General features: G+C 72.5%; 15 protein-coding genes. 5 read left to right on the top strand and 10 right to left on the bottom strand.

The window, feature by feature from the left end; genetic code table 11:
* The first annotated feature begins 19 nt into the window (after positions 1-19).
* Both ACGFWJ_RS02215 and ACGFWJ_RS02210 read left to right on the top strand, forming a co-directional pair.
* Entirely contained in the window at positions 20-1,177 is a 1,158-nt protein-coding gene (locus ACGFWJ_RS02215) for a Dyp-type peroxidase (RefSeq protein ID WP_392944317.1), read from the top strand.
* Positions 1,178-1,292: 115 nt separating this feature from the next.
* Positions 1,293-2,180, top strand: a complete 888-nt coding sequence (locus ACGFWJ_RS02210; RefSeq protein ID WP_392944315.1) for a hypothetical protein — start codon at positions 1,293-1,295, stop codon at positions 2,178-2,180.
* Positions 2,181-2,281: 101 nt separating this feature from the next.
* On the opposite strand, the gene ACGFWJ_RS02205 is transcribed toward ACGFWJ_RS02210, so the two are convergent.
* From ACGFWJ_RS02205 to ACGFWJ_RS02185, 5 genes are read right to left on the bottom strand one after another with little or no spacing between them, the layout of a single operon-like run.
* Entirely contained in the window at positions 2,282-3,379 is a 1,098-nt protein-coding gene (locus tag ACGFWJ_RS02205) for an XdhC family protein (protein ID WP_392944313.1), read from the bottom strand.
* Positions 3,380-3,395: 16 nt separating this feature from the next.
* The gene (locus ACGFWJ_RS02200; RefSeq protein WP_392944311.1) at positions 3,396-4,826 is read right to left on the bottom strand and encodes an NCS2 family permease; all 1,431 of its coding nucleotides are present in this window, start codon (positions 4,824-4,826) and stop codon (positions 3,396-3,398) included.
* A gap of 15 nt (positions 4,827-4,841) precedes the next feature.
* A complete protein-coding gene (pucD, locus tag ACGFWJ_RS02195) occupies positions 4,842-7,190 on the bottom strand; it encodes a xanthine dehydrogenase subunit D (protein WP_392944309.1) in 2,349 nt (782 codons plus the stop codon).
* A complete protein-coding gene (locus tag ACGFWJ_RS02190) occupies positions 7,187-7,672 on the bottom strand; it encodes a (2Fe-2S)-binding protein (RefSeq protein WP_392944308.1) in 486 nt (161 codons plus the stop codon). Before ACGFWJ_RS02190 ends, pucD begins: the two co-directional genes overlap by 4 nt.
* The gene (locus ACGFWJ_RS02185) at positions 7,669-8,538 is read right to left on the bottom strand and encodes an FAD binding domain-containing protein (RefSeq protein WP_392944307.1); all 870 of its coding nucleotides are present in this window, start codon (positions 8,536-8,538) and stop codon (positions 7,669-7,671) included. The genes ACGFWJ_RS02190 and ACGFWJ_RS02185 overlap by 4 nt, the downstream gene beginning before the upstream one ends.
* 286 nt (positions 8,539-8,824) lie before the next feature.
* On the opposite strand from ACGFWJ_RS02185, the gene ACGFWJ_RS02180 reads away from it, so the two are divergent.
* On the top strand, positions 8,825-10,384 hold the full coding sequence (locus ACGFWJ_RS02180) for a PucR family transcriptional regulator (protein ID WP_392944306.1): 1,560 nt from the start codon (positions 8,825-8,827) through the stop codon (positions 10,382-10,384).
* A 37-nt stretch (positions 10,385-10,421) separates the two neighbouring features.
* Here the strand turns inward: ACGFWJ_RS02180 and ACGFWJ_RS02175 are convergent, their stop codons facing one another.
* The 3 genes from ACGFWJ_RS02175 to ACGFWJ_RS02165 form a co-directional block, all read right to left on the bottom strand.
* Complete coding sequence (locus ACGFWJ_RS02175; protein WP_392944305.1) at positions 10,422-11,660, bottom strand: acyltransferase; 1,239 nt, start codon at positions 11,658-11,660, stop codon at positions 10,422-10,424.
* A gap of 2 nt (positions 11,661-11,662) precedes the next feature.
* Positions 11,663-13,750, bottom strand: coding sequence for a bifunctional polysaccharide deacetylase/glycosyltransferase family 2 protein (locus ACGFWJ_RS02170; RefSeq protein ID WP_392945454.1), 2,088 nt, complete (start codon positions 13,748-13,750; stop codon positions 11,663-11,665).
* A 96-nt stretch (positions 13,751-13,846) separates the two neighbouring features.
* Positions 13,847-14,290, bottom strand: coding sequence for a hypothetical protein (locus ACGFWJ_RS02165; RefSeq protein WP_392944303.1), 444 nt, complete (start codon positions 14,288-14,290; stop codon positions 13,847-13,849).
* Positions 14,291-14,629: 339 nt separating this feature from the next.
* On the opposite strand from ACGFWJ_RS02165, the gene ACGFWJ_RS02160 reads away from it, so the two are divergent.
* Positions 14,630-15,595 carry a glycoside hydrolase family 16 protein gene (locus ACGFWJ_RS02160; RefSeq protein ID WP_392944301.1) on the top strand — a complete coding sequence of 322 codons (966 nt, stop codon included), beginning with the start codon at positions 14,630-14,632 and terminating at the stop codon, positions 15,593-15,595.
* 54 nt (positions 15,596-15,649) lie between these two features.
* Here the strand turns inward: ACGFWJ_RS02160 and ACGFWJ_RS02155 are convergent, their stop codons facing one another.
* Positions 15,650-16,729 carry an alpha/beta hydrolase gene (locus tag ACGFWJ_RS02155; RefSeq protein WP_392944299.1) on the bottom strand — a complete coding sequence of 360 codons (1,080 nt, stop codon included), beginning with the start codon at positions 16,727-16,729 and terminating at the stop codon, positions 15,650-15,652.
* A 323-nt stretch (positions 16,730-17,052) separates the two neighbouring features.
* On the opposite strand from ACGFWJ_RS02155, the gene ACGFWJ_RS02150 reads away from it, so the two are divergent.
* On the top strand, positions 17,053-18,114 hold the full coding sequence (locus ACGFWJ_RS02150; protein ID WP_392945452.1) for an ROK family glucokinase: 1,062 nt from the start codon (positions 17,053-17,055) through the stop codon (positions 18,112-18,114).
* 70 nt (positions 18,115-18,184) lie between these two features.
* Here the strand turns inward: ACGFWJ_RS02150 and ACGFWJ_RS02145 are convergent, their stop codons facing one another.
* Positions 18,185-18,499: a hypothetical protein gene (locus ACGFWJ_RS02145; protein ID WP_392944297.1), complete on the bottom strand. Its 315-nt coding sequence runs from the start codon at positions 18,497-18,499 to the stop codon at positions 18,185-18,187.
* Between the last annotated feature and the right edge of the window lie 51 nt (positions 18,500-18,550).

Genomic DNA, 18,550 nt, shown 5'->3' with positions numbered 1-18,550 from the left:
ATCGTCTCCAATAGCGCCCATGCACATCGAATCGGGGAACCCGCAGGACACCGCCGCCGCCGGACGGCCCCGGTTCGGACGCCGCGCACTGCTGTCGGCGGGTGCGGTGCTGGCCGCGGGGGCGGGCGCGGCAGCCGCCACCGTCATCGGCCGTGACTCCGGGCACCCGGCCCCGGCCGCCACGCCCCCCGCCGCTGTTCCCCACTACTACGGCGCCCGGCAGTCCGGCCTGACGTACCGCCAACTCCCCGCCACCAGGCTGCTCGCGCTCGACCTGCCCGCCTCCGCCGACCGCGACGCGCTGCGCGGCCTGCTCGCCGGCCTCGACAAGGTGCTCGCCGCGGCCTCCGACGGCAGCCTCGCCGACCCGCGGCTGTCCGCCGCCCCGGTCTCCTCGCTGGCCGCCATCGGCCCGTCGCTGGCCGCCCGGCTGAAGCTGCCCGTGCCCGCCGAACTCGCCGAACTCCCCGCCTTCCCCGGCGACCGGCTCGACGCGGCGCGCAGCGGTGGCGACCTCCTCCTCCAGGTCTCCGCCGAACACCCGTGGACCACCGGCGTTCTGACGGAACACCTGCTCACCGCCGCCAAGCCCGTCGGCGCAACCCTCCGCTGGAACCAGGCCGGCTTCCTGCCGTCCGTCCCCGACGGGGAGACCCCGCGCAACCTGTTCGGCTTCAAGGACGGCAGCGCCAACCCCGACCCCGCCGACCCCGGCCTGTGGAACGCCGACGGCACCATCCTGGTCTACCGCCGGATACGCATGGACACCGCCGCCTTCGCCGCTCTCCCGACCGACCGTCAGGAACTGTCCATGGGCCGCCACCTGATGTCCGGCGCCCCCCTCACCGGCACCGGCGAGCACGACGACCCCGACATCTACATCAAGCACCCCGACGGCTCCTACGTCATCCCCGTCGACGCCCACGTCCGCCTCAGCAGCCCCCGCCTCGACGGCGGCGCCCGCATGCTCCGCCGCGGCTACTCCTACGACGACGCGCCCGACGACCGCGGCCTGCTCTTCTGCGCCTTCATGCGCGACCCCGCCCTCTTCACCCGCGTCCAGAACCGCCTCGCCGAGAACGACGCCCTCAACCCCTTCCTCACCCACAACGCCACCGCCGTCGCCTGGGTCCTCCCCGGCTCCCAGCCCGACCGCCCGCTCGGTTCGACGCTCTGATCCCCTCCCGGCCGGACCATCGGTACCCTGGGGCCGCCGATCCCGGAACGTGCTCAACCACCGGGCCGGTGACGGGATCTGACGGATCCGAGGATTTGCCTGGATGGGGATGGACATGTCCGACAACGCACGGCTCGCCGGGGAAGTCCTGCTGGACGTCGGCAGCCCGGAGGAGTACCGGGCGACGGTCCTGCGATTCCTCACCGACGCGCTGGGCCGGATCGAAGTCCCGCTCGAGGCCCGGGTCGAGGAGCTTGCGGGCGGGAAGGCCGGACAGATCCACGGCGACGCGCTCACCGGCCTGATCCAGCTGTCGGCGGCCTCGTTGGAGCTCGGCGGCATGTTCCAGCACCGCCCGTACAGCCCGGAGAACCTCGACTGGCTCGCCGACCGGGCGGCGGAGGGCCGAAGCGTGTCCGCGACGGCGAAGATCGTCGGACAGGGCGGACTGACCGTCGAGGTCGTGAGCGTCCTGAGGGCCTGGCGGGACGACGCCGACGACCGGTGGGCCGTCCTTCGGATGGAGACCCCGACCCCCGGCACCCTGGTGGAGAGCATCCGCAGCGTGGCGGACGGGACGGACCCGGTGTTCGGATCCATCGGCCACGGCGGAGACATCACATGCACCGAGCTGGAGCACGCGCTGGGCCTCCGCGACCTGGGCGACACCTACGACGACGCCCGGCGGATCCTCCGCGGCTACGACTGGATCACCGTCGTTCCACGGCAGTTGGCCACCGAACACGGCGGCGCCGCCGCCTTCGCCGGATCGAACCTGTCCTCCGTCGACGAGCTCCCGTCCGGCGCCCTGTGGCTGCGCGCCACCGACGAGTTCGCCGACTACCGGGGCTCGGCGGTGTGGGCCGTGTTCCAGGCGCTGGCCCCCATGCTCCCGACCGGCCTGCCGGTCGAGCGGGAGTGCCCGGGCGTGCCGCGGCAGGCGAGCCCGGTGGTCCTGGAGGACGCCGCGAAGTACGGCGCGACGCGGGCGTTCGATTCCTGATCACGAGGGGCGGCACCTTCCGCGCGGATGTGGAACGCGAGGGCGGGGCTGCGGTCGAGGGCGTCGAGCTCACCGGCGGTTCCGAGGTGACCCGCTGATCCTCACCGATGGGTGGCACCGGGGTCGGGGTCGTGGTGGATCGGCCCCGTCGTCGTGGTGAGCGGGAGGTGGGTGCCGCCGCGGGTGTGGGCGACGATTTCGGCGGCGATGGAGATGGCGGTCTCCTCGGGGGTGCGGGCGCCGAGGTCGAGGCCGATGGGGGAGTGGAGGCGGGACAACTCGGCTTCGGTGAGGCCGGCTTCGCGGAGGTGGGCGAGGCGGTCGTGGTGGGTGCGGCGCGAGCCGAGGGCGCCGACGTAGGCGACGGGGAGGCGCAGGGCCCGCTCCAGCAGGGGGAGGTCGAACTTGGCGTCGTGGGTGAGGACGCACAGGACGGTCCGGGCGTCCAACTGCCCGGCCTGGGTGTCGAGGTAGCGGTGCGGCCAGTCGACGACGATCTCGTCCGCGTCGGGGAAGCGGCGGCGGGTGGCGAACACCGGGCGGGCGTCGCAGACCGTCACCTGGTAGCCGAGGAACTTGCCGATCCGGACCAGGGCGGCGGCGAAGTCCATGGCGCCGAAGACCAGCAGGCGCGGGGGCGGGACGTAGGACTCGACGAAGAGGGTGCCGGAGTCGAGCGGGAGGAGGCCGGTGCGGCCGGCGGAGAGCATCGCGCGGGTCTCGGCGACCACCGGGTGTTCGAGGGGGAGGGCGCCGTACGCGGCGTCGGGTGTGACGGTGAGGGTGCGGCCGAGGAGGGCTGACGGTCCGTCGACGATCCGGGCCACCGCGACGGGTACCCCGGAGGAGACCAGGGAGATCGCGGCGTCCAGGCCGGGGGAGGAGCCGGGGACGACGGGCTGGACGAAGACGTCGAGGGAGCCGCCGCAGGTCAGGCCGACGGCGAAGGCGTCCTCGTCGCTGTAGCCGAAGTGCTGGAGGACCGGGGTGCCGCTCGAGAGCACCTCCTGGCAGGTCTCGTACACGGCGGCTTCCACGCAGCCCCCGGAGATCGAGCCGACCGCCTCGCCGTACGCGTCCACGGCCAGCGCCGCGCCCGGTCCGCGCGGCGCGCTGCCCGAGGCGCGGACCACGGTGGCGACGGCGAAGGGTCGCCCGGTGGTGTGCCAGGCGTGGAGTTGCGCGGCGATGTCCTGCACGAAAGGTACTCCCTGCTCAGTGGACGCCCAGCCAGGTCTTGATCGGGGCGAGCGCGAAGTAGGCGACGAACACGAAGGTGAGGATCCACATCAGCACCCCGGGCTCGCGCCACTTGCCGGTGCCGGCCTTGACGACGGTGTAGGAGATGATGCCGGCGCCGACGCCCGCGGTGATGCTGTAGGTGAACGGCATGACCACGCTGGTGAGGAACGCGGGGACGGCGACCTCGCTGTCCGACCAGTCGATGAGCCGGGCCTGGCTCATCATCAGCGAGCCGATCACCACCAGCGCCGCCGAGGCGACCTGCACCGGCACGATGGCGGCGACGGGCGAGAGGAACAGCATCAGCGCGAACACGCCCCCGGTGACGATGGAGGCCAGTCCGGTGCGGGCGCCGTCGCCGACGCCGGTCGCGGACTCCAGGAAGACGGTCTGCCCGGACGCCCCGGCCACGCCGCCGATCGCGCCGCCCGCGCCGTCGATGAACAGCGCCTTCGACAGGCCCGGCATCCGGCCCTTGGAGTCGGTGAGTCCGGCTTCGGTGCCGACGCCGATGATGGTGGCCATCGCGTCGAAGAACCCGGCCAGCACCAGGGTGAACACCGCGACGGAGGCGCTGATCGCGCCCATGCTCTGTGAGCCGAACGCGCCGAACACGTCGACGTGGCCGAACAGCCCGAAGTCGGGCGCGGCGACCGGCGATCCGGGCCACACCGGTGCGGTGCCGCCCCAGTCCGCAGGGGTCAGGTGGGCGGCCTTGTTGACGATCATCGCGGCCGCCGTGCCCACCGCGAGGCCGAGCAGGATCGCGCCGCGCACGCCCCGGGCCAGCAGCACGAAGATCAGCAGCAGGGTGAGGCAGAAGAGCAGCACCGGCCAGCCCTCGAGTTCGCCGAACGGGCCGAGGGAGAGCGGAGTCGGCCCGCCGGTGTGCACGAATCCGGCCTTGACGAAGCCGACGATCGAGATGAACAGGCCGATGCCGATGGTGATCGCGAACTTCAGCGGCAGCGGAATGCCGTGCATGATCTTCTCGCGCAGGCCGGACACCACCAGCAGCACGATCAGCACACCGTAGATCACGCACAGGCCCATCGCCTGCGGCCAGGTGCTGTGCGGCACCACCAGCGCGGAGATCACGCCGGAGACGGACAGGCCGGCGGCGAGCGCGAGCGGAACGTTGCCGACCACGCCCATCACGATGGTGGTGACGGCGGCGGCGAGCGCGGTGGCGGTGGTCACCTGGGCGTGGTCGAGCTTGTGGCCGGTGACGTCCGCGCCACTCAGGATGATCGGGTTGAGCAGGATGATGTAGGCCATCGCCATGAAGGTGGTGAGGCCGCCGCGCAGTTCGGTGCCCACGGTGGAGCCGCGCGCCGAGATCTTGAAGTACGTGTCGAGCGTGCCGCGCGAGGTGGGGCCGGGCTCCACCGGGGTCTGTGCCATGTCGGTTCCCAAGGATCAGAGAGTCAGGTGCTCCGGCCGGACCGGGATGCGGGTGAGGGCCTTCCCCGTGGCTTGTCGGATCGCCGCCACGATCGAGGGGGTGGCCGAGACGGTGGGGGCCTCGCCGACGCCGCGCAGCCCGTACGGGGCGTGCGGGTCGGGGAGTTCGAGGAGTTCCACCGGGATCGGCGGGGTGTCGAGGACGGTCGGGATCAGGTAGTCGGTGAACGAGGCGTTGCGGACCTTGCCGTCGGCGATCACGATCTCCTCCATCACGGCCAGACCCAGTGCCTGCGTGCAGCCGCCCTGGATCTGGCCGACCACGGCGAGCGGGTTGAGCGCCCGTCCGACGTCCTGAACGGCCGTCAACTCGACCACCTTGACCAGTCCGAGCTCCACGTCCACGTCCACCACGGCGCGGTTCGCGCAGAAGGAGTACTGGACGTGGCCGAAACCCTGCCCGGTCTCCGGGTGCAGCGCGACGGTCGGGCGGTGGCGGTGCACCCGGGTCTGTTCGACGGCCTCGTCGCCGAGCAGCTCGGCCAGCGAGGTCAGCACCCCGGCGGACGCGGAGACCACCCGGCCGCCGGCCAGCGTCAGGTCGCGGTGCGTCCAGCCGTGCCGGCGCCGGCCCCGGTCGAGCAGCACCTCGCGGACCGCCTCGGCGGCGAGCTTGACCGCGCCGCCCGTCATGTAGGTCTGCCGGGAGGCGGAGGTGGAGCCGGCCGAGCCGATCTCGGTGTTGGCGGGGTGGATGGCGACGTGCTCGACGCCCAGCTCGGTGCGGGCGATCTGGGCGTGCACGGTGACGCCGCCCTGCCCGACCTCGGCCGCCGCCGTGTGCACCATGGCGACCGGCTCGCCGCCGATCACCTCCAGCCGGACCCGGGCGGTGGAGTAGTCGTCGAAGCCCTCGGAGAAACCGACGTTCTTGATCCCCACCGAGTAGCCGACGCCGCGCACGATTCCCTCGCCGTGCGAGGTGTTGGACAGCGCCCCCGGCAGGTTGCGCAGGTCGGACGGGTCGAGCGGCGGCGGCAGCGGCCGGTCCTTGGCCCGCCGGAGCAGTTCGGCGACCGGCGCGGGCGCGTCGATCTGCTGCCCGGTCGGCATCAGGTCGCCCTGCGCGACGGCGTTCAGCTGCCGCAGCTCCACCGGGTCCATGCCGAGCGCGGCCGCGAGCTTGTCCATCTGCGACTCGTAGCCGAACGCGGCCTGCACCGCGCCGAAGCCGCGCATCGCCCCGCACGGCGGGTTGTTGGAGTACAGCGCCAAGGCGTGCATCGCCACGTTCGGGATGACGTACGGGCCGTGGCCGAGCGAGGCGGCGTTGCCGGCCACGGCGGGGGAGGTGGAGGCGTACGCGCCGCCGTCCAGCACGATCCGGCAGTCCGCGAACACCAGTTTCCCGTCACGGGTGGCGCCGTGCTCGTAGCGCATCCGGGCCGGGTGGCGGTGCACGTGCCCGAAGAAGGACTCGTCGCGGGAGTACACGATCTTGACGGGCCGCCCGGTGCGCAGCGCCAGCAGGCAGGCGTGGATCTGCATCGACAGGTCCTCACGGCCGCCGAACGCGCCGCCCACCCCGGCCAGGGTGAGGCGGACCTTCTCCTCCGGCAGGGCCAGCACCGGCGCCATCTGCTGCCGGTCCACGTGCAGCCACTGGGTGGCGATGTACAGGTCCACGCCGCCGTCCTCGGCGGGCACGGCGAGGCCCGACTCGGGGCCGAGGAACGCCTGGTCCTGCATGCCGACCTCGTACTCGCCGGACACGATCACGTCCGCCAGCGCCCGTACCCCGTCGGTGACGCCCCGGCCCGCGACCAGGCGCTGCTCGTGGCACAGGTTGCCGTGCGCGCGGGCCTTGTACTCGTGCGGCTCGTGCACGTAGCCGTGGTGCTGAGGGTCGAGGCACTGCTCCTCGGTGGTGATCGGGGTGAGCACCTCGTACTCGACGACGATCCGTTTCGCCGCCCGGCGGGCCGTCTCCGGGTGGTCGGCGGCGACCAGCGCGATCGGCTCGCCCTGGTAGCGGACCTTGTCGATCGCCAGGGCCGGCTGGTCGGCGATCTCCAGGCCGTAGAACTTGGCACCCGGGATGTCCTCGTGGGTGAGTACCGCGTGCACCCCGGGGACGGCGAGGGCCCCCGAGACGTCCACGGACAGGATGTCGGCGCGCGGGTGCGGGGAGCGCAGCGCGGTGCCCCACAGCATGTCCTCGTGCCACAGGTCGGAGGAGTAGGCGAACTCGCCCTTCACCTTCAGCGTGCCGTCGGGGCGCAGCGGGGACTGCCCGATGCCGTGCTCGGACGCCTGGCTGATCTTCTGCAGGTTCTTCTCGGCCTGGATCGGACGGGTCGTCATGCCCGGCCCCCCGCCCCGTCGATGCGTGCCGAGGCCAGCCGCACCGCGTCCATGATCTTCTCGTAGCCGGTGCAGCGGCACAGGTTGCCCGACAGCGCCTCGCGAATGTCGGCGTCGGACGGCCGCGGGTCCCGGGCCAGCAGCGCGTCGGTCTGCACCAGCAGGCCCGGCGTGCAGAAGCCGCACTGCACGGCGCCCGCGTCCAGGAACGCCTGCTGGACGGGGCCGAGCTCGCCGTCCGGGCCGGTCAGGCCCTCGACGGTGCGCACCTCGCGGCCCTGCACCTGGCCGGCCGCCACCAGGCAGGCGCAGACCGGGACTTCGTCCAGGTAGACGGTGCAGGAGCCGCACTCGCCCTGCTCGCAGGCGTTCTTCGAACCGGGCAGGCCGACCCGCTCGCGCAGCACGTACAGCAACGACTCGCCCTCCCACACGTCGTCGGCCTCCACCGGCCGCCCGTTCGCGGTGAACGTCACCCTCATGCCGCCCTCCCGGGCCGATAGTCGTTCCAACACCACGTCAGCGTGCGCCGGGCCAGCACGGCCAGCGCGTGGCGCCGGTACGCGGCGGTGCCCCGGACGTCGTCGATCGGGTCGGCGGCGGCCGCGACCAGCTCGCCGAAGCGCCGCACCACCCGCGGGGCCGGCGGGTCGCCGGACTCCCACGCCAGTTCGCCCGCCAGGTACGCCTCGGCGTCCGAGGCCCGGCGCGGGGTCGGCGCGGCCGAGCCGATGCCGGTGCCGACCGTGCGGTCCTTCGGGTGCAGGGCGAGACCGAACGCGCAGACCGCGATCACCATCGCGTTGCGGGTACCGACCTTGGAGAACTGCTGCGGGCCGTCGGCGACCGGGATCCGCACCGCGCGGATCAACTCGTCCGGCGCCAGGCAGTGCCGCTTCACCCCGACGTAGAACTCGTCGATCGGGATCAGCCGCACCCCGCGCACCGAGTGCGCCTCCACCCGCACCCCCCGCCCGGCGGCCAGCAGCGCCGGATGCGCGTCACCGGCCGGCGAGGCCGCGCCCAGGTTGCCGCCGACACTGCCCCGGTTGCGGATCTGCGGCGAACCCACCGTCCGCGACGCCAGCGCCAGCCCGGGCAGCGGGCCGGACAGCTCGTCGATGATCCGCGCGTACGGCACCGCCGCGCCGAGGCGCACCGACGCCCCGTCACTGCTCCACCGGCCCAGCTCGGTGATCCGGTTCAGGTCGAGGATCGCGGACGTCCGGCGCAGGTCGAAGTTCAGCTCGACCATGACGTCGGTGCCGCCGGAGATCGGCAGCGCGCCGGGGTGATCGGCCATCGCCGCGAGCGCCTCGTCCCAGGTCGCGGGTCGAAGGAACTCCATGCGGTGTCTCCTCTCTTCGTCGACGCGGCTCTTCGTCGACGCGGCGCCCCGGCCGGTGCGGCCCGGCGGTGTGCAGGCCAGTGAACCGCCGTCACCGGCATGGTCGGCAGTCACCGATGGCATGAGCGCCGACGGTGACCTGCGGCGCTGTCCTGTACGTTCGTCCAATGTGGACGATCCTCCAGCCCACCCGGGTCACCCTGGGCCGTCCCCGCCCCGGAATCACCCCCACGATTCATTCGCAGCACCCGCAGCACCAGCCGCACCGTCACGAAGGGCCCCGTCCATGCGCGTCCGCGACCTGCTCGCCCCCGGCGCACCCCGGCTGCGCCTGCTCGCCGGCGAGGACGAACTCGACCGGCAGGTCACCGGCGTGATGACCACCGACCTGCAGGACCCCGGCCGGTTCCTGCACGGCGGCGAACTCGTCCTCACCGGCATGCTGTGGCGCACCGCCCCCGCCGACTCCGCGCGCTTCGTGCGCACCCTGGTGGCCGGCGGCGCCGCCGCGCTCGGCGCCGGCGAGGTGGAGGTCGGGCCCGTCCCCGCCGACCTGGTCGAGGCCTGCCGCCGGCACCGGCTGCCGCTGCTCGCCGTCCCCGACGACATCGCCTTCGGCACCGTCACCGAGTACGTCGGCCGGCACGTCTCCGCCGGCCGGGCCGCCGACCTCGCCGCCCTCGTCGACCGGCACCGGCTGCTGGTCTCCGCCGCCGACACGGGCGGCCTCGACGCCGTCCTCGACCTGCTCGGCGGCGACCTCGACCTCGACTGCTGGGTACTCACCCCCACCGGCCACGTCATCGCCGGACCCGCCGACCGCCTCACCCCCGCCGACCGCGACCGCCTCGCCCGCGCCCACCTCGCCGCCCAGCAGCGCGGCCACCACCCCCCGCACCGGGTCCGACTCGCCGACTGCACCTACTCGCTGCTGCCCGCCGCCGAACCCGCCACCGCCACCGCGCTCGCCGACTGGATCCTCGCCGTCGCCGGCGACCTCACCGAATGGCCCGCCAAACGCCGCCAGCTCGCCGAGAACCTGTGCCGCCTGGTCGCCACCGAACGCACCCGCCGCGACGAGAGCCGCCGGCTGCGCCGCCGGCTCGCCGACGAACTCCTCGACCTGCTGAGGCACGGCGCCGCCCCCGCCGAGACCGCCCGCGCCCTGCGCGCCTCCACCACCGACGGCGCGGGCCACCCGCACTGGCTGGTGCTGTCCGCCGACGCCACCGGACTGCCCGACGGCGCGCTGCGCCCGGTCCTCGAAGAGGCACTGCCCGGTACGGCCCTGGTCGCCGCCGTCGGCCGCAGCGGCGCGGTCGCCGTGTTGCCCGCCCCGAACGCCCCCGACGCCGCCGTCCCCGCCGACGCGGTGCGCGCGCTGCTGGCCCCGCTGGAGGCCGGGCTCGACGCCGACGGGCGGATCACCGTCGGCGTGTGCGCCCCCGCCGCCGAGTCCGACGGCCTGCGCGGCGCCCTGGAGGAGTCCCGGCACGCCCGCCGGATCGCCGCCTCCCGCCCCGGCCGGATCCGGGTCGCGGGCGCCGAGGAACTCGCCTCGCACGTCCTGCTGCTGGCCGCCGTCCCCGCCGAGGTCCGGCGCGCCTTCCGGGCCCGGCTGCTCGACCCCGTCACCGCCTACGACCAGGAACACCAGGCCGACCTGCTGCACACCCTGGCCGCGTTCCTGCGCTCCGACGGCTCCTGGACGCGCTGCGCCGCCCAGCTGCACGTGCACGTCAACACGCTGCGCTACCGGATCGGCCGGATCGAGGAACTCACCGGCCGCGACCTGTCCCGGCTGGAGGACCGGGTCGACTTCTACCTGGCGCTGGAACTCGCCTGACGGGGCCTGTCCGACAAGATCGGCCGGACAGGCCCCGTCAGGCGGCGCTCCGGCGCCGGCCGCGCGGGCGGCGCGGGTACGGGAACAGCCGGGGCCTGCGCTTCGCCGCCAGGTCCTCGACCCAGCCGAGGGCCATCACCAGCACGGCGAGCAGCGGGATCGCCACCAGCAGGCTGAACCACTGGCTGGTCAGCAGCCACCTGAGGTGCTCGTAGAAGTAGTCGACGTTCCACAGCGGGTCGATCAGCGGGAAGGCCAGCACCAGTGCCGGCACGTGCCACAGGTAGACGGTGACGGCCCGCGAGTTGAGCAGGCTCACCAGGCCGTTCCAGCGCTCCAGCCGCGCGGGCCACTGCTCCCAGGACGGGCTGATGTGCAGCAGCAGCGCGACGAAGCCGAAAGACCACAGGGCCTGGGCGATCGGCCAGAGCTCGATGTCGGCGGGCTGGCTCGGATCGACCGGCCGGGTCTGCAGGTACCAGAAGCCCGCCACCATGATCAGCGGTGCGATCGACGGCAGCACGTACTGCGGGATCCGCCGCAGCAGGCCCTCCTGGTGGGCCATGCCGAGGATCCAGCAGGAGCCGAACATCGCGAAGTCGTTGACGGTCTCCCAGACCCGGCCCCAGACGACGTCCTGGCCGGCGAAGAACGCGTTCATGACGATCACCAGCGCCAGCGGGGCGAACAGCGTCACCACCGGGAAGCGGCGCAGCGCCTTCAGCATCAGCGGCGACAGCAGCACGTACCAGAGGTAGGCCCGCAGGTACCACAGCGGCACCACCAGCTGGGAGGCCCAGCCGGTCTCCAGGTGCCCGCCGAAGCCGTGCAGCTCGGTCGCGTACGGGGGAGTGCTCAGCGGCAGCACCCAGAACGCCAGCTTCGCCCACCACCAGGTGGGGTGGCCGTCGGAGTCCGGGCCGCCGCCGTCGAGGACCTGCAGGGTGACCACGACGGCGCCGAACAGCCACATCGGCGGCAGCAGGCGGCGCAGCCGGCCGCGGATCACGCTCAGCGCGGGGCGGCTCAGCGAACGCGTCATCAGCGAGCCGGCCAGGGCGAACATCACGCCCATCGACGGGAACACCAGCGGCAGCCAGAACCACTCGAAGTGGTGGTAGAGCACCACGCGGACCAGCGCCATCGCGCGCAGCAGGTCGAGGTAGCGGTCGCGGCCGGCCTTGCGCACGGACGCGACGAGCGTGTCCGGGGCGGTGTCGGGGGCCTCGTCCCGGCGCAGCTGCGGGGGGATCCGCAGCCGGATGGTGTCGCTCATGGTCAGGCCTCCACGGGGACAGCGACCTCGCCGGTGCGCCGGAGCTTGTGCCAGCGCAGCCGGCCACCGGTGAGCGCGGTGATCGTGGACTGCAGCAGGACGATGTACATCAGCTGCCGGTAGACCACCTGCTGCAGCGGCAGGCTGATCAGGTGCCAGGGCTTCTCGTGGTCGAGCCGGAAGGCGTACCAGGACAGCAGGCCCTGGAGCGCGATGAACCCGCCCCAGCTGGCCAGCGTGATCGGCGCGTCCGTGAACAGCACGCCGTACAGCAGGAACAGGTCCACGAGCGGCGCCAGCAGCGGGGCGACCACGCCGAACAGCACCACCATCGGCAGGCCGATCCGGCCGAAGCGGCCGGCCGGGCCGCGGGAGATCACGGCGCGGCGGTGCTTCCACATCGCCTGCATCGAGCCGTAGCTCCAGCGGTAGCGCTGCGACCAGAGCTGCTGGAGGCTCGCGGGCGCCTCGGTCCAGGCGCGGGCGCGCTCGGCGTAGACGACCCGCCAGCCGGCGCAGAGCACCGCGATGGTGATGTCGGTGTCCTCGGCGAGGGTGTCGTCGCTCATCCCGCCGACCTGCCGCAGCGCCTCCTTGCGGAACGCGCCGACCGCGCCGGGAATGGTCGGAATGACGTTCAGCACGTCGTACATCCGGCGGTCCAGGTTGTGGCCGAGGACGTACTCGATGTGCTGCCAGGCACCGATCAGGCTGTCCCGGTTGCCGACCTTCGCGTTGCCCGCGATCGCGCCGACCTTCGGATCGGCGAACGGCTGGACCAGCTCGCGCACCGTGGACGGCTCGAAGACGGTGTCGCCGTCCATCATCACCACGATGTCGTACGAGGCGGCCGCGATACCGGCGTTGAGGGCGCTGGGCTTGCCGCCGTTGACCTTGCGGATCAGCCGGACGAACGGCAGGTTCATCTCCTCGACGATGTCCGCGGTGCCGTCGGTGGAGCCGTCGTCGATCACGATCACTTCGATCGGATAGTCGCTGGCGGCCAGCGAGTTCAGGGTGTTGGCGATGCACTCGAGCTCGTTGTACGCCGGGACGAGCACGGTGACCGGCTCGGTGACGGGCGGCCCCCAGGCGTCCTTGCGCTTGGAGCGGCGGGCGTGCACCGGGGCGAGGACGATCATCAGCGCGAACCGGCCGAAGTTCAGGAAGCCGACCAGCGCCAGCAGCCCGACCAGCACCGGCAGGGTGTACACGGCGACCTGGGTGGCCCAGATGAAGCCCTTGCCCGCCCACAGCTGGAAGCCGTGCACCGGCACCATCGCGTTGGACGCGCCGAGCGCGTCGGAGATGGTGGTGAAGCGGTAGCCCTCGCCCTGGAGCTTGACGATGATCTGCTCCAGCGCGGCGACCGTCTCGGTGCGGTCACCACCCGCGTCGTGCAGCAGGATCAGCTCGCCCGCGCCGGGCGTGGCCGGCATCGCGGCCTTCACGATCTCGTCGACGCCCGGGCGCTTCCAGTCGTCGGTGTCGCGGTCGATGAACGCCGTCAGGTAGCCGTGCGCGCCCACGTACTGGATGACCGGGTAGTTCCAGTCGTCCAGCGCGTTCGCCTCCGAGGAGTACGGCGGCCGGAACAGCGAACTGTGCACGCCCGCGACACCGGCCAGCGCCAGCTGGGTCTGCGCCAGCTCCCAGCCGATCCGGGAGTGCGACTGGTACACCAGGTCGGGGTGGGTGAAGGTGTGCAGGCCGATCTCGTGGCCGCCCGCGACGATCTGCCGGATCAGGTCCGGGTTGCGGGTGGTCATCGCGCCGGTCACGAAGAAGTCCGCGCGGACGTCGTGCGCCTTCAGCACGTCCAGGATCTTCGGCGTCCACTCCGGCGAGGGGCCGTCGTCGAAGCTCAGCACCACCGTCTTGTCGGGGATGCGGTAGCTGACCGGGTTCGCCTTCCTGTCGCCGCGCGCGTCGATCACCGGGCCGCCCTTGAGCAGGTTCTCCGGCACGGTGTCCTTGTCCACCGAGGTCGCGATCCGGGTGTCGTGGAACACCTCGTTGGTGGCGAGCCCGCGCAGCACCAGCAGCGCCAGCAGGCACGCCAGCAGGGACAGCGGCATGACGAAGCGCAGCGGCGGCGCGGCCAGTCGGCGCGGCCTCAGCAGGGAATGCCGGCGGCGCTGGTGGCGGGACAAAGGGCGCTCCTGGAGGTGCGGTGGTGCGAACGATCAGGGGTGCTTGGTCGCCCGGCCCGAAGGCGTCCCCCCGGCGGGGGGCTTCGAGGTGCCGGCCGAGTTCCCCGCCTTGGGCGGAGAGGTGGAGCGGGAGGGTGCTCCGGACGCCGGCGCCGAGGCCGACGACGAGGCCGAGGGCGACGGGCCGGCCGACGGTGACGCCGAGGGCGCCGCGGCCGCCGGCGCGGGCTGCGCGGGGATATCCATCGGCGGGGCGTCCGCCTGCACGCCGATCAGGCTGCCGCCCATCGCGACCGCCAGCACCGCGCCCACCACCGAGACCGGCCAGCCGAGACCGCGCAGCAATCGCCCGCGCAGGCCCGACTCGTCGACGAACACCGGTTCGGGCAGCGCCTCTTCGGGCAGCGGTTCGTCGACATCCGGGCCCGGGGCGCCGGGCGGTGCCGGGTACGCCGATCCGGGCTCGGAGGACGTCATGACAGGGCGCACCGTGCGAGGCCTTTCAGGGCAGGGAGGGCGAAGACCGCGGGAGCGTGACTCGAACGCTAGTGCACCGACCTGGGCCGACCTGCGACGAATTGGGCCTGATGTCCACTTTCGACGCGTTCCCGGTCAGGGTTGTGACCGGATCGAGACCCCTACCGACGCGTACATGTTTAACCCGTGCACAGACCGTTCGACCTCGGCGGATGCGGGCCGTCCCGGCGGCGGAGCGGCCTGTGAGCCCCCGTTAGGATGACCGCCTCCGACCGGTCGTCGATTTCCCGCGCAGAGGGGCGTGTCCCAACTACCGCCGCTGCGCCCCAAGGAGCCCGTGTGCGAGCCCGTGTACGCCAGTCCAACCGCCTGCCCCGCCGTCGCGCGTGGAGCGTGATCGCGCTGCCGACCCTGCTGTGCACGCTCGCCGCGTGCAACGGCGACCCGGCCGCCGGTGGGGATTCCGCCGCGAAGGGCCGGTCCTCCAGCGCCTCGCCGACGCCGTCCGGGCCGCCGGGAACGATGTTCGACACCTTCCACTACACCGGGCCCGACGACCCGCAGTTCGCCGCGCACGGCTGGCAGGTCCGGGACGGCGGCGGCGGCCCCGGCATCAAGGACACCTGGTCCGCCTCCGGCGCCGCCTTCCCCGAGGACCCGACCGCCAAGGGCGGCCGGGCGCTGCAACTGCGCTCGACCACCGACGGCACCAAGCAGGGCACCAAGCAGGTCGAGGTGCAGAGCACCGCCACCAACCTGTTCCACGGCACCTTCGCGGCCCGGATCAACTTCGGCGAGAAGCCCTCCACCGGCCGCACCGGCGACCACGTCGTCCAGACCTTCTTCCCGATCTCACCCGCCGACGACTCGGCGAACTACAGCGAACTCGACTTCGAGTACCTGCCGAACGGCGGCTGGGGCGCGCCCGGCCCGAAGCTCGACACCACCAGCTGGTTCAAGGCCGACCCGCCGGACCGCGTCACCAAGGCCGCCAAGCAGCGCCTCGAGGGCTGGCACACCATGATGATCACCGCCATGGACGGGAAGGTCACCTACTTCCTGGACGGCAAGGAGATGTTCACCAGCTCCGACAAGTACGTCGCGCGCGAGAAGATGGACATCCACTTCAGCAACTGGTTCATCGACCTGCTGCCCTCGATCAGCGGCCAGCGCAGCTGGGACATGAAGGTCAACTGGTTCTACTACAAGGCCGACCAGGCGCTCTCCGCGGCGGATGTCGAGCAGACCGTGGACGGCTTCTACGGCGCCGGCACCGAGTACGTCAACACCCTGCCGAAGAACTGACGTTGGGCATGCGAAGGGCCCGGCCGCCGGCCGGGCCCTTCGGTGTGCGGTGGGTCAGTGCTGCGCGGGGATGATCGTGGTCAGCCAGGTGAAGACGCCCGGGACCAGCGGCTTCCAGACGTCGCTGCTGTGCGCGCCCGTGGTCTCCTGGATGGTCACCGTGGTCGGGGCCTTGGCGGCCGCCTTCAGCGCCTCGCCGCCCTCCAGACCGTCGCCCTTGTTGCCGGTGACGTACAGCGCGGTCTTCGGCGGGGTCTTCGCGGACTTCAGGATGTTCAGCGGGTTGGAGATCTCCTTCAGGTGCGGGTCCTTCGCGGTCAGCGACTTGTCCTCCGCGCCCGGGTCGTTGTAGCCGGAGAGGCTGATGCCCGCGCGGTAGCGGTCCGGGTGCTCCAGCGACAGCTTGGTCGCGCAGTGCGCGCCCGCCGAGTAACCGGCCACCGCCCAGCGGTCGGAGGAGGGGTCGGCCCGGAAGTTGTCCAGCACCATCTGCGGGACGTCCTTGGACAGCCAGGTGTCGGCGTTGACCTTGCCCGGGACGTCCGCGCAGCCGGTGTCGGTGCTGTCGCCCAGCAGGTTGGTGCGCGGCGAGATCAGGATGAACGGGGCGACCTGCCCGCTCTGCATCATCGGCTTCAACTGCTCGGAGACCCGCAGGGTGCCGAACCAGGTCTTCGAGGAGCCCGGCCAGCCCGGCAGCAGCTCGACCACGGGGAAGGTCTTGTCCTTGTACGCCGGGTCGTTGTACTGCGGCGGCAGCCAGACCAGCACCTCGCCGTCGACGCCGGAGACCGCGCCCTTCAGGTCGGTGGTCTGCACGTCGTTCGGCACCTTCGGGTCACCGACCGGCTTGAACTGCTGGATCACCTTGGTGTGTTGCTTGTTGTCGCTGCTCCCGCTGCCGCCGCCCTCGTTGGCAGCCACGTTCGGCACCGAGCGCACGTGGCTGCCGGTGCCCAGCAGGTCGTCCCAACTGCCGTAGATCAGGTTGGCGTTGTTGACCATGACGAAGACGGTGAGCACGGCGGTGATCTGGCAGAACAGCAGCATCACGATCCGGGACAGCGCCTGGACCGGCTTCGGTCCGCGCACCCGGCCCCAGAGCAGCAGGGCCGCCGCAAGGGAGATCGGCACCAGGATGATCGTCAGAATAAGAAAAGGGGTGCCTGTTAGCTGCATCAGGTCTCTCGAATCGGGTCGTCCGGCCGTCCGGGGCACGGTCCCCCGGTTCGCACATCACACTTGTCAGACTGCGTCAAACACACGATCAGTTGCTGGCAACACCCGCAGAAACCTGAGAGGAACATCACGTTTTCGTGAGAATCCGCTGTGCGTTCGCGGCCTAGTCTGCCAGCTCGTTCGGACCCCTCCAGCACCAGCCCGCACGTTTTACCGAAACCAGGAGCATTCATTCCGTGACCAGTGCCAACGGCCCCGCCCGCCCCGCCCTGCCCAGCCTGCTGGGCCTCGGCCCGCGCGCCGAACGCCGCCGCCGCACCCTGCCCGCCGGAGTGCTGCGGCTGCCCACCATCGGCGTGGACATCGGCGGCACCAAGGTGGTCGCCGGAGTGGTCGACGGCGAGGGCCGGGTCCTGGAGCGGCTGCGCACCGAGACCCCCGACAAGAGCAAGAGCCCCAAGGTGGTCGAGGACGTCATCGTCGACCTGGTCCTGCAGCTCGCCGACAAGCACGACGTGCACGCCGTCGGCGTCGGCGCGGCCGGCTGGGTCGACTCCGAACGCTCCACCGTGCTGTTCGCCCCCCACCTGAACTGGCGCAACGAACCCCTCCAGCAGGCGCTCAGCTCCCGGCTGCGGTTCCCCGTGGTGGTCGAGAACGACGCCAACGCCGCCGCCTGGGCCGAGTGGCGCTTCGGCGCCGGCCGCGGCGAGGACCACATGGTGATGATCACCCTCGGCACCGGCATCGGCGGCGCACAGGTCCGCGACGGCTTCGTCGACCGGGGCAAGCACGGCATGGCCGGCGAGTTCGGCCACATGCAGGTGGTGCCCGGCGGACACCGCTGCCCCTGCGGCAACCGCGGCTGCTGGGAGCAGTACTCCTCCGGCAACGCGCTGGTCCGCGAGGCCCGCGAACTCGCCGCCGAGGAATCCCCGGTGGTCCAGCCCCTGCTCGCCCGGGCCGGTGGCAGCCCGCTCGGCATCACCGGGCCGCTCGTCACCGAGGCCGCACGCGAAGGCGACCCGGTCGCCACCGAACTGCTCTACGAGGTCGGCCGCTGGCTCGGCGTCGGCATCGCCAACCTGGCCGCCGCGCTCGACCCCGGCCGCTTCGTCATCGGCGGCGGCGTCAGCGAAGCCGGCGAACTGCTCCTCGGCCCCGCCCAGGACGCCTTCCGCCGCACCCTCACCGGCCGCGGCTTCCGCCCCGAGGCGGAAATCGTCCACGCCGCCCTCGGCAACGAGGCCGGCCTGGTCGGCGCCGCCGACCTGGCCCGCCAGGTCGCCCGCCGCTTCCGCACCGTCAAGCGCCGCCGGGTGGAACGCGCCACCCGCTGACGCGGGGACGGCCCGGTGGGGCGTGAGGGGCTGGGGGTGGCCCAGCCCTGCCTGCCCCCGCCGGGCCGGGTCACTCGTTGCTGAGGAGGACGGTGTAGTCGATCGTGCCGCCTTCGATGCTCACCTCGGTGCAGACGTCGCGGCGGTCGAGCAGGTAGCCGTTCGGTTCGCACCGCTGCCGGGGCCGGAGCCGGTCGGCGGCCTCCGCGGTCGGCACGCCGGGTGGGCCCGACAAGTGGAGCGTGCGCCAGCAGAGGGCGCCGTGGCCGTTGCCGCAGCCTTTGCCGGTGTCGAGGACGGTGTAGCCGGGCGGCGGCTCCGGCACGGCCCTCGCGGGCGGGAGCGTCGCCTCGTGGAAGGCCAGCAGCGCCGCCAGCGGGGTCATGGTGAGGACGAGGGCCAGCTGGATCTAGTGCCGCAACAGGCAACCTTTGCC

The sequence above is a fragment of the Kitasatospora sp. NPDC048407 genome, from assembly GCF_043200475.1.
GTDB lineage: Bacteria > Actinomycetota > Actinomycetes > Streptomycetales > Streptomycetaceae > Kitasatospora.
The sequence above is the reverse complement of the archived record's forward strand: the minus strand, read 5'-3'. Positions and strand labels throughout refer to the sequence as shown.

Excerpts from the sequence above, each read along its gene's own strand:
- ACGFWJ_RS02190 (WP_392944308.1), bottom strand. The coding sequence starts at position 7,672 with ATGAGGGTGACGTTCACCGCGAACGGGCGGCCGGTGGAGGCCGACGAC.
- ACGFWJ_RS02185 (WP_392944307.1), bottom strand. The coding sequence starts at position 8,538 with ATGGAGTTCCTTCGACCCGCGACCTGGGACGAGGCGCTCGCGGCGATG.
- ACGFWJ_RS02210 (WP_392944315.1), top strand. The coding sequence starts at position 1,293 with ATGTCCGACAACGCACGGCTCGCCGGGGAAGTCCTGCTGGACGTCGGC.
- ACGFWJ_RS02145 (WP_392944297.1), bottom strand. The coding sequence starts at position 18,499 with ATGACCCCGCTGGCGGCGCTGCTGGCCTTCCACGAGGCGACGCTCCCG.
- ACGFWJ_RS02180 (WP_392944306.1), top strand. The coding sequence starts at position 8,825 with ATGCGCGTCCGCGACCTGCTCGCCCCCGGCGCACCCCGGCTGCGCCTG.
- ACGFWJ_RS02200 (WP_392944311.1), bottom strand. The coding sequence starts at position 4,826 with ATGGCACAGACCCCGGTGGAGCCCGGCCCCACCTCGCGCGGCACGCTC.
- ACGFWJ_RS02175 (WP_392944305.1), bottom strand. The coding sequence starts at position 11,660 with ATGAGCGACACCATCCGGCTGCGGATCCCCCCGCAGCTGCGCCGGGAC.
- pucD (WP_392944309.1), bottom strand. The coding sequence starts at position 7,190 with ATGACGACCCGTCCGATCCAGGCCGAGAAGAACCTGCAGAAGATCAGC.
- ACGFWJ_RS02165 (WP_392944303.1), bottom strand. The coding sequence starts at position 14,290 with ATGACGTCCTCCGAGCCCGGATCGGCGTACCCGGCACCGCCCGGCGCC.
- ACGFWJ_RS02215 (WP_392944317.1), top strand. The coding sequence starts at position 20 with ATGCACATCGAATCGGGGAACCCGCAGGACACCGCCGCCGCCGGACGG.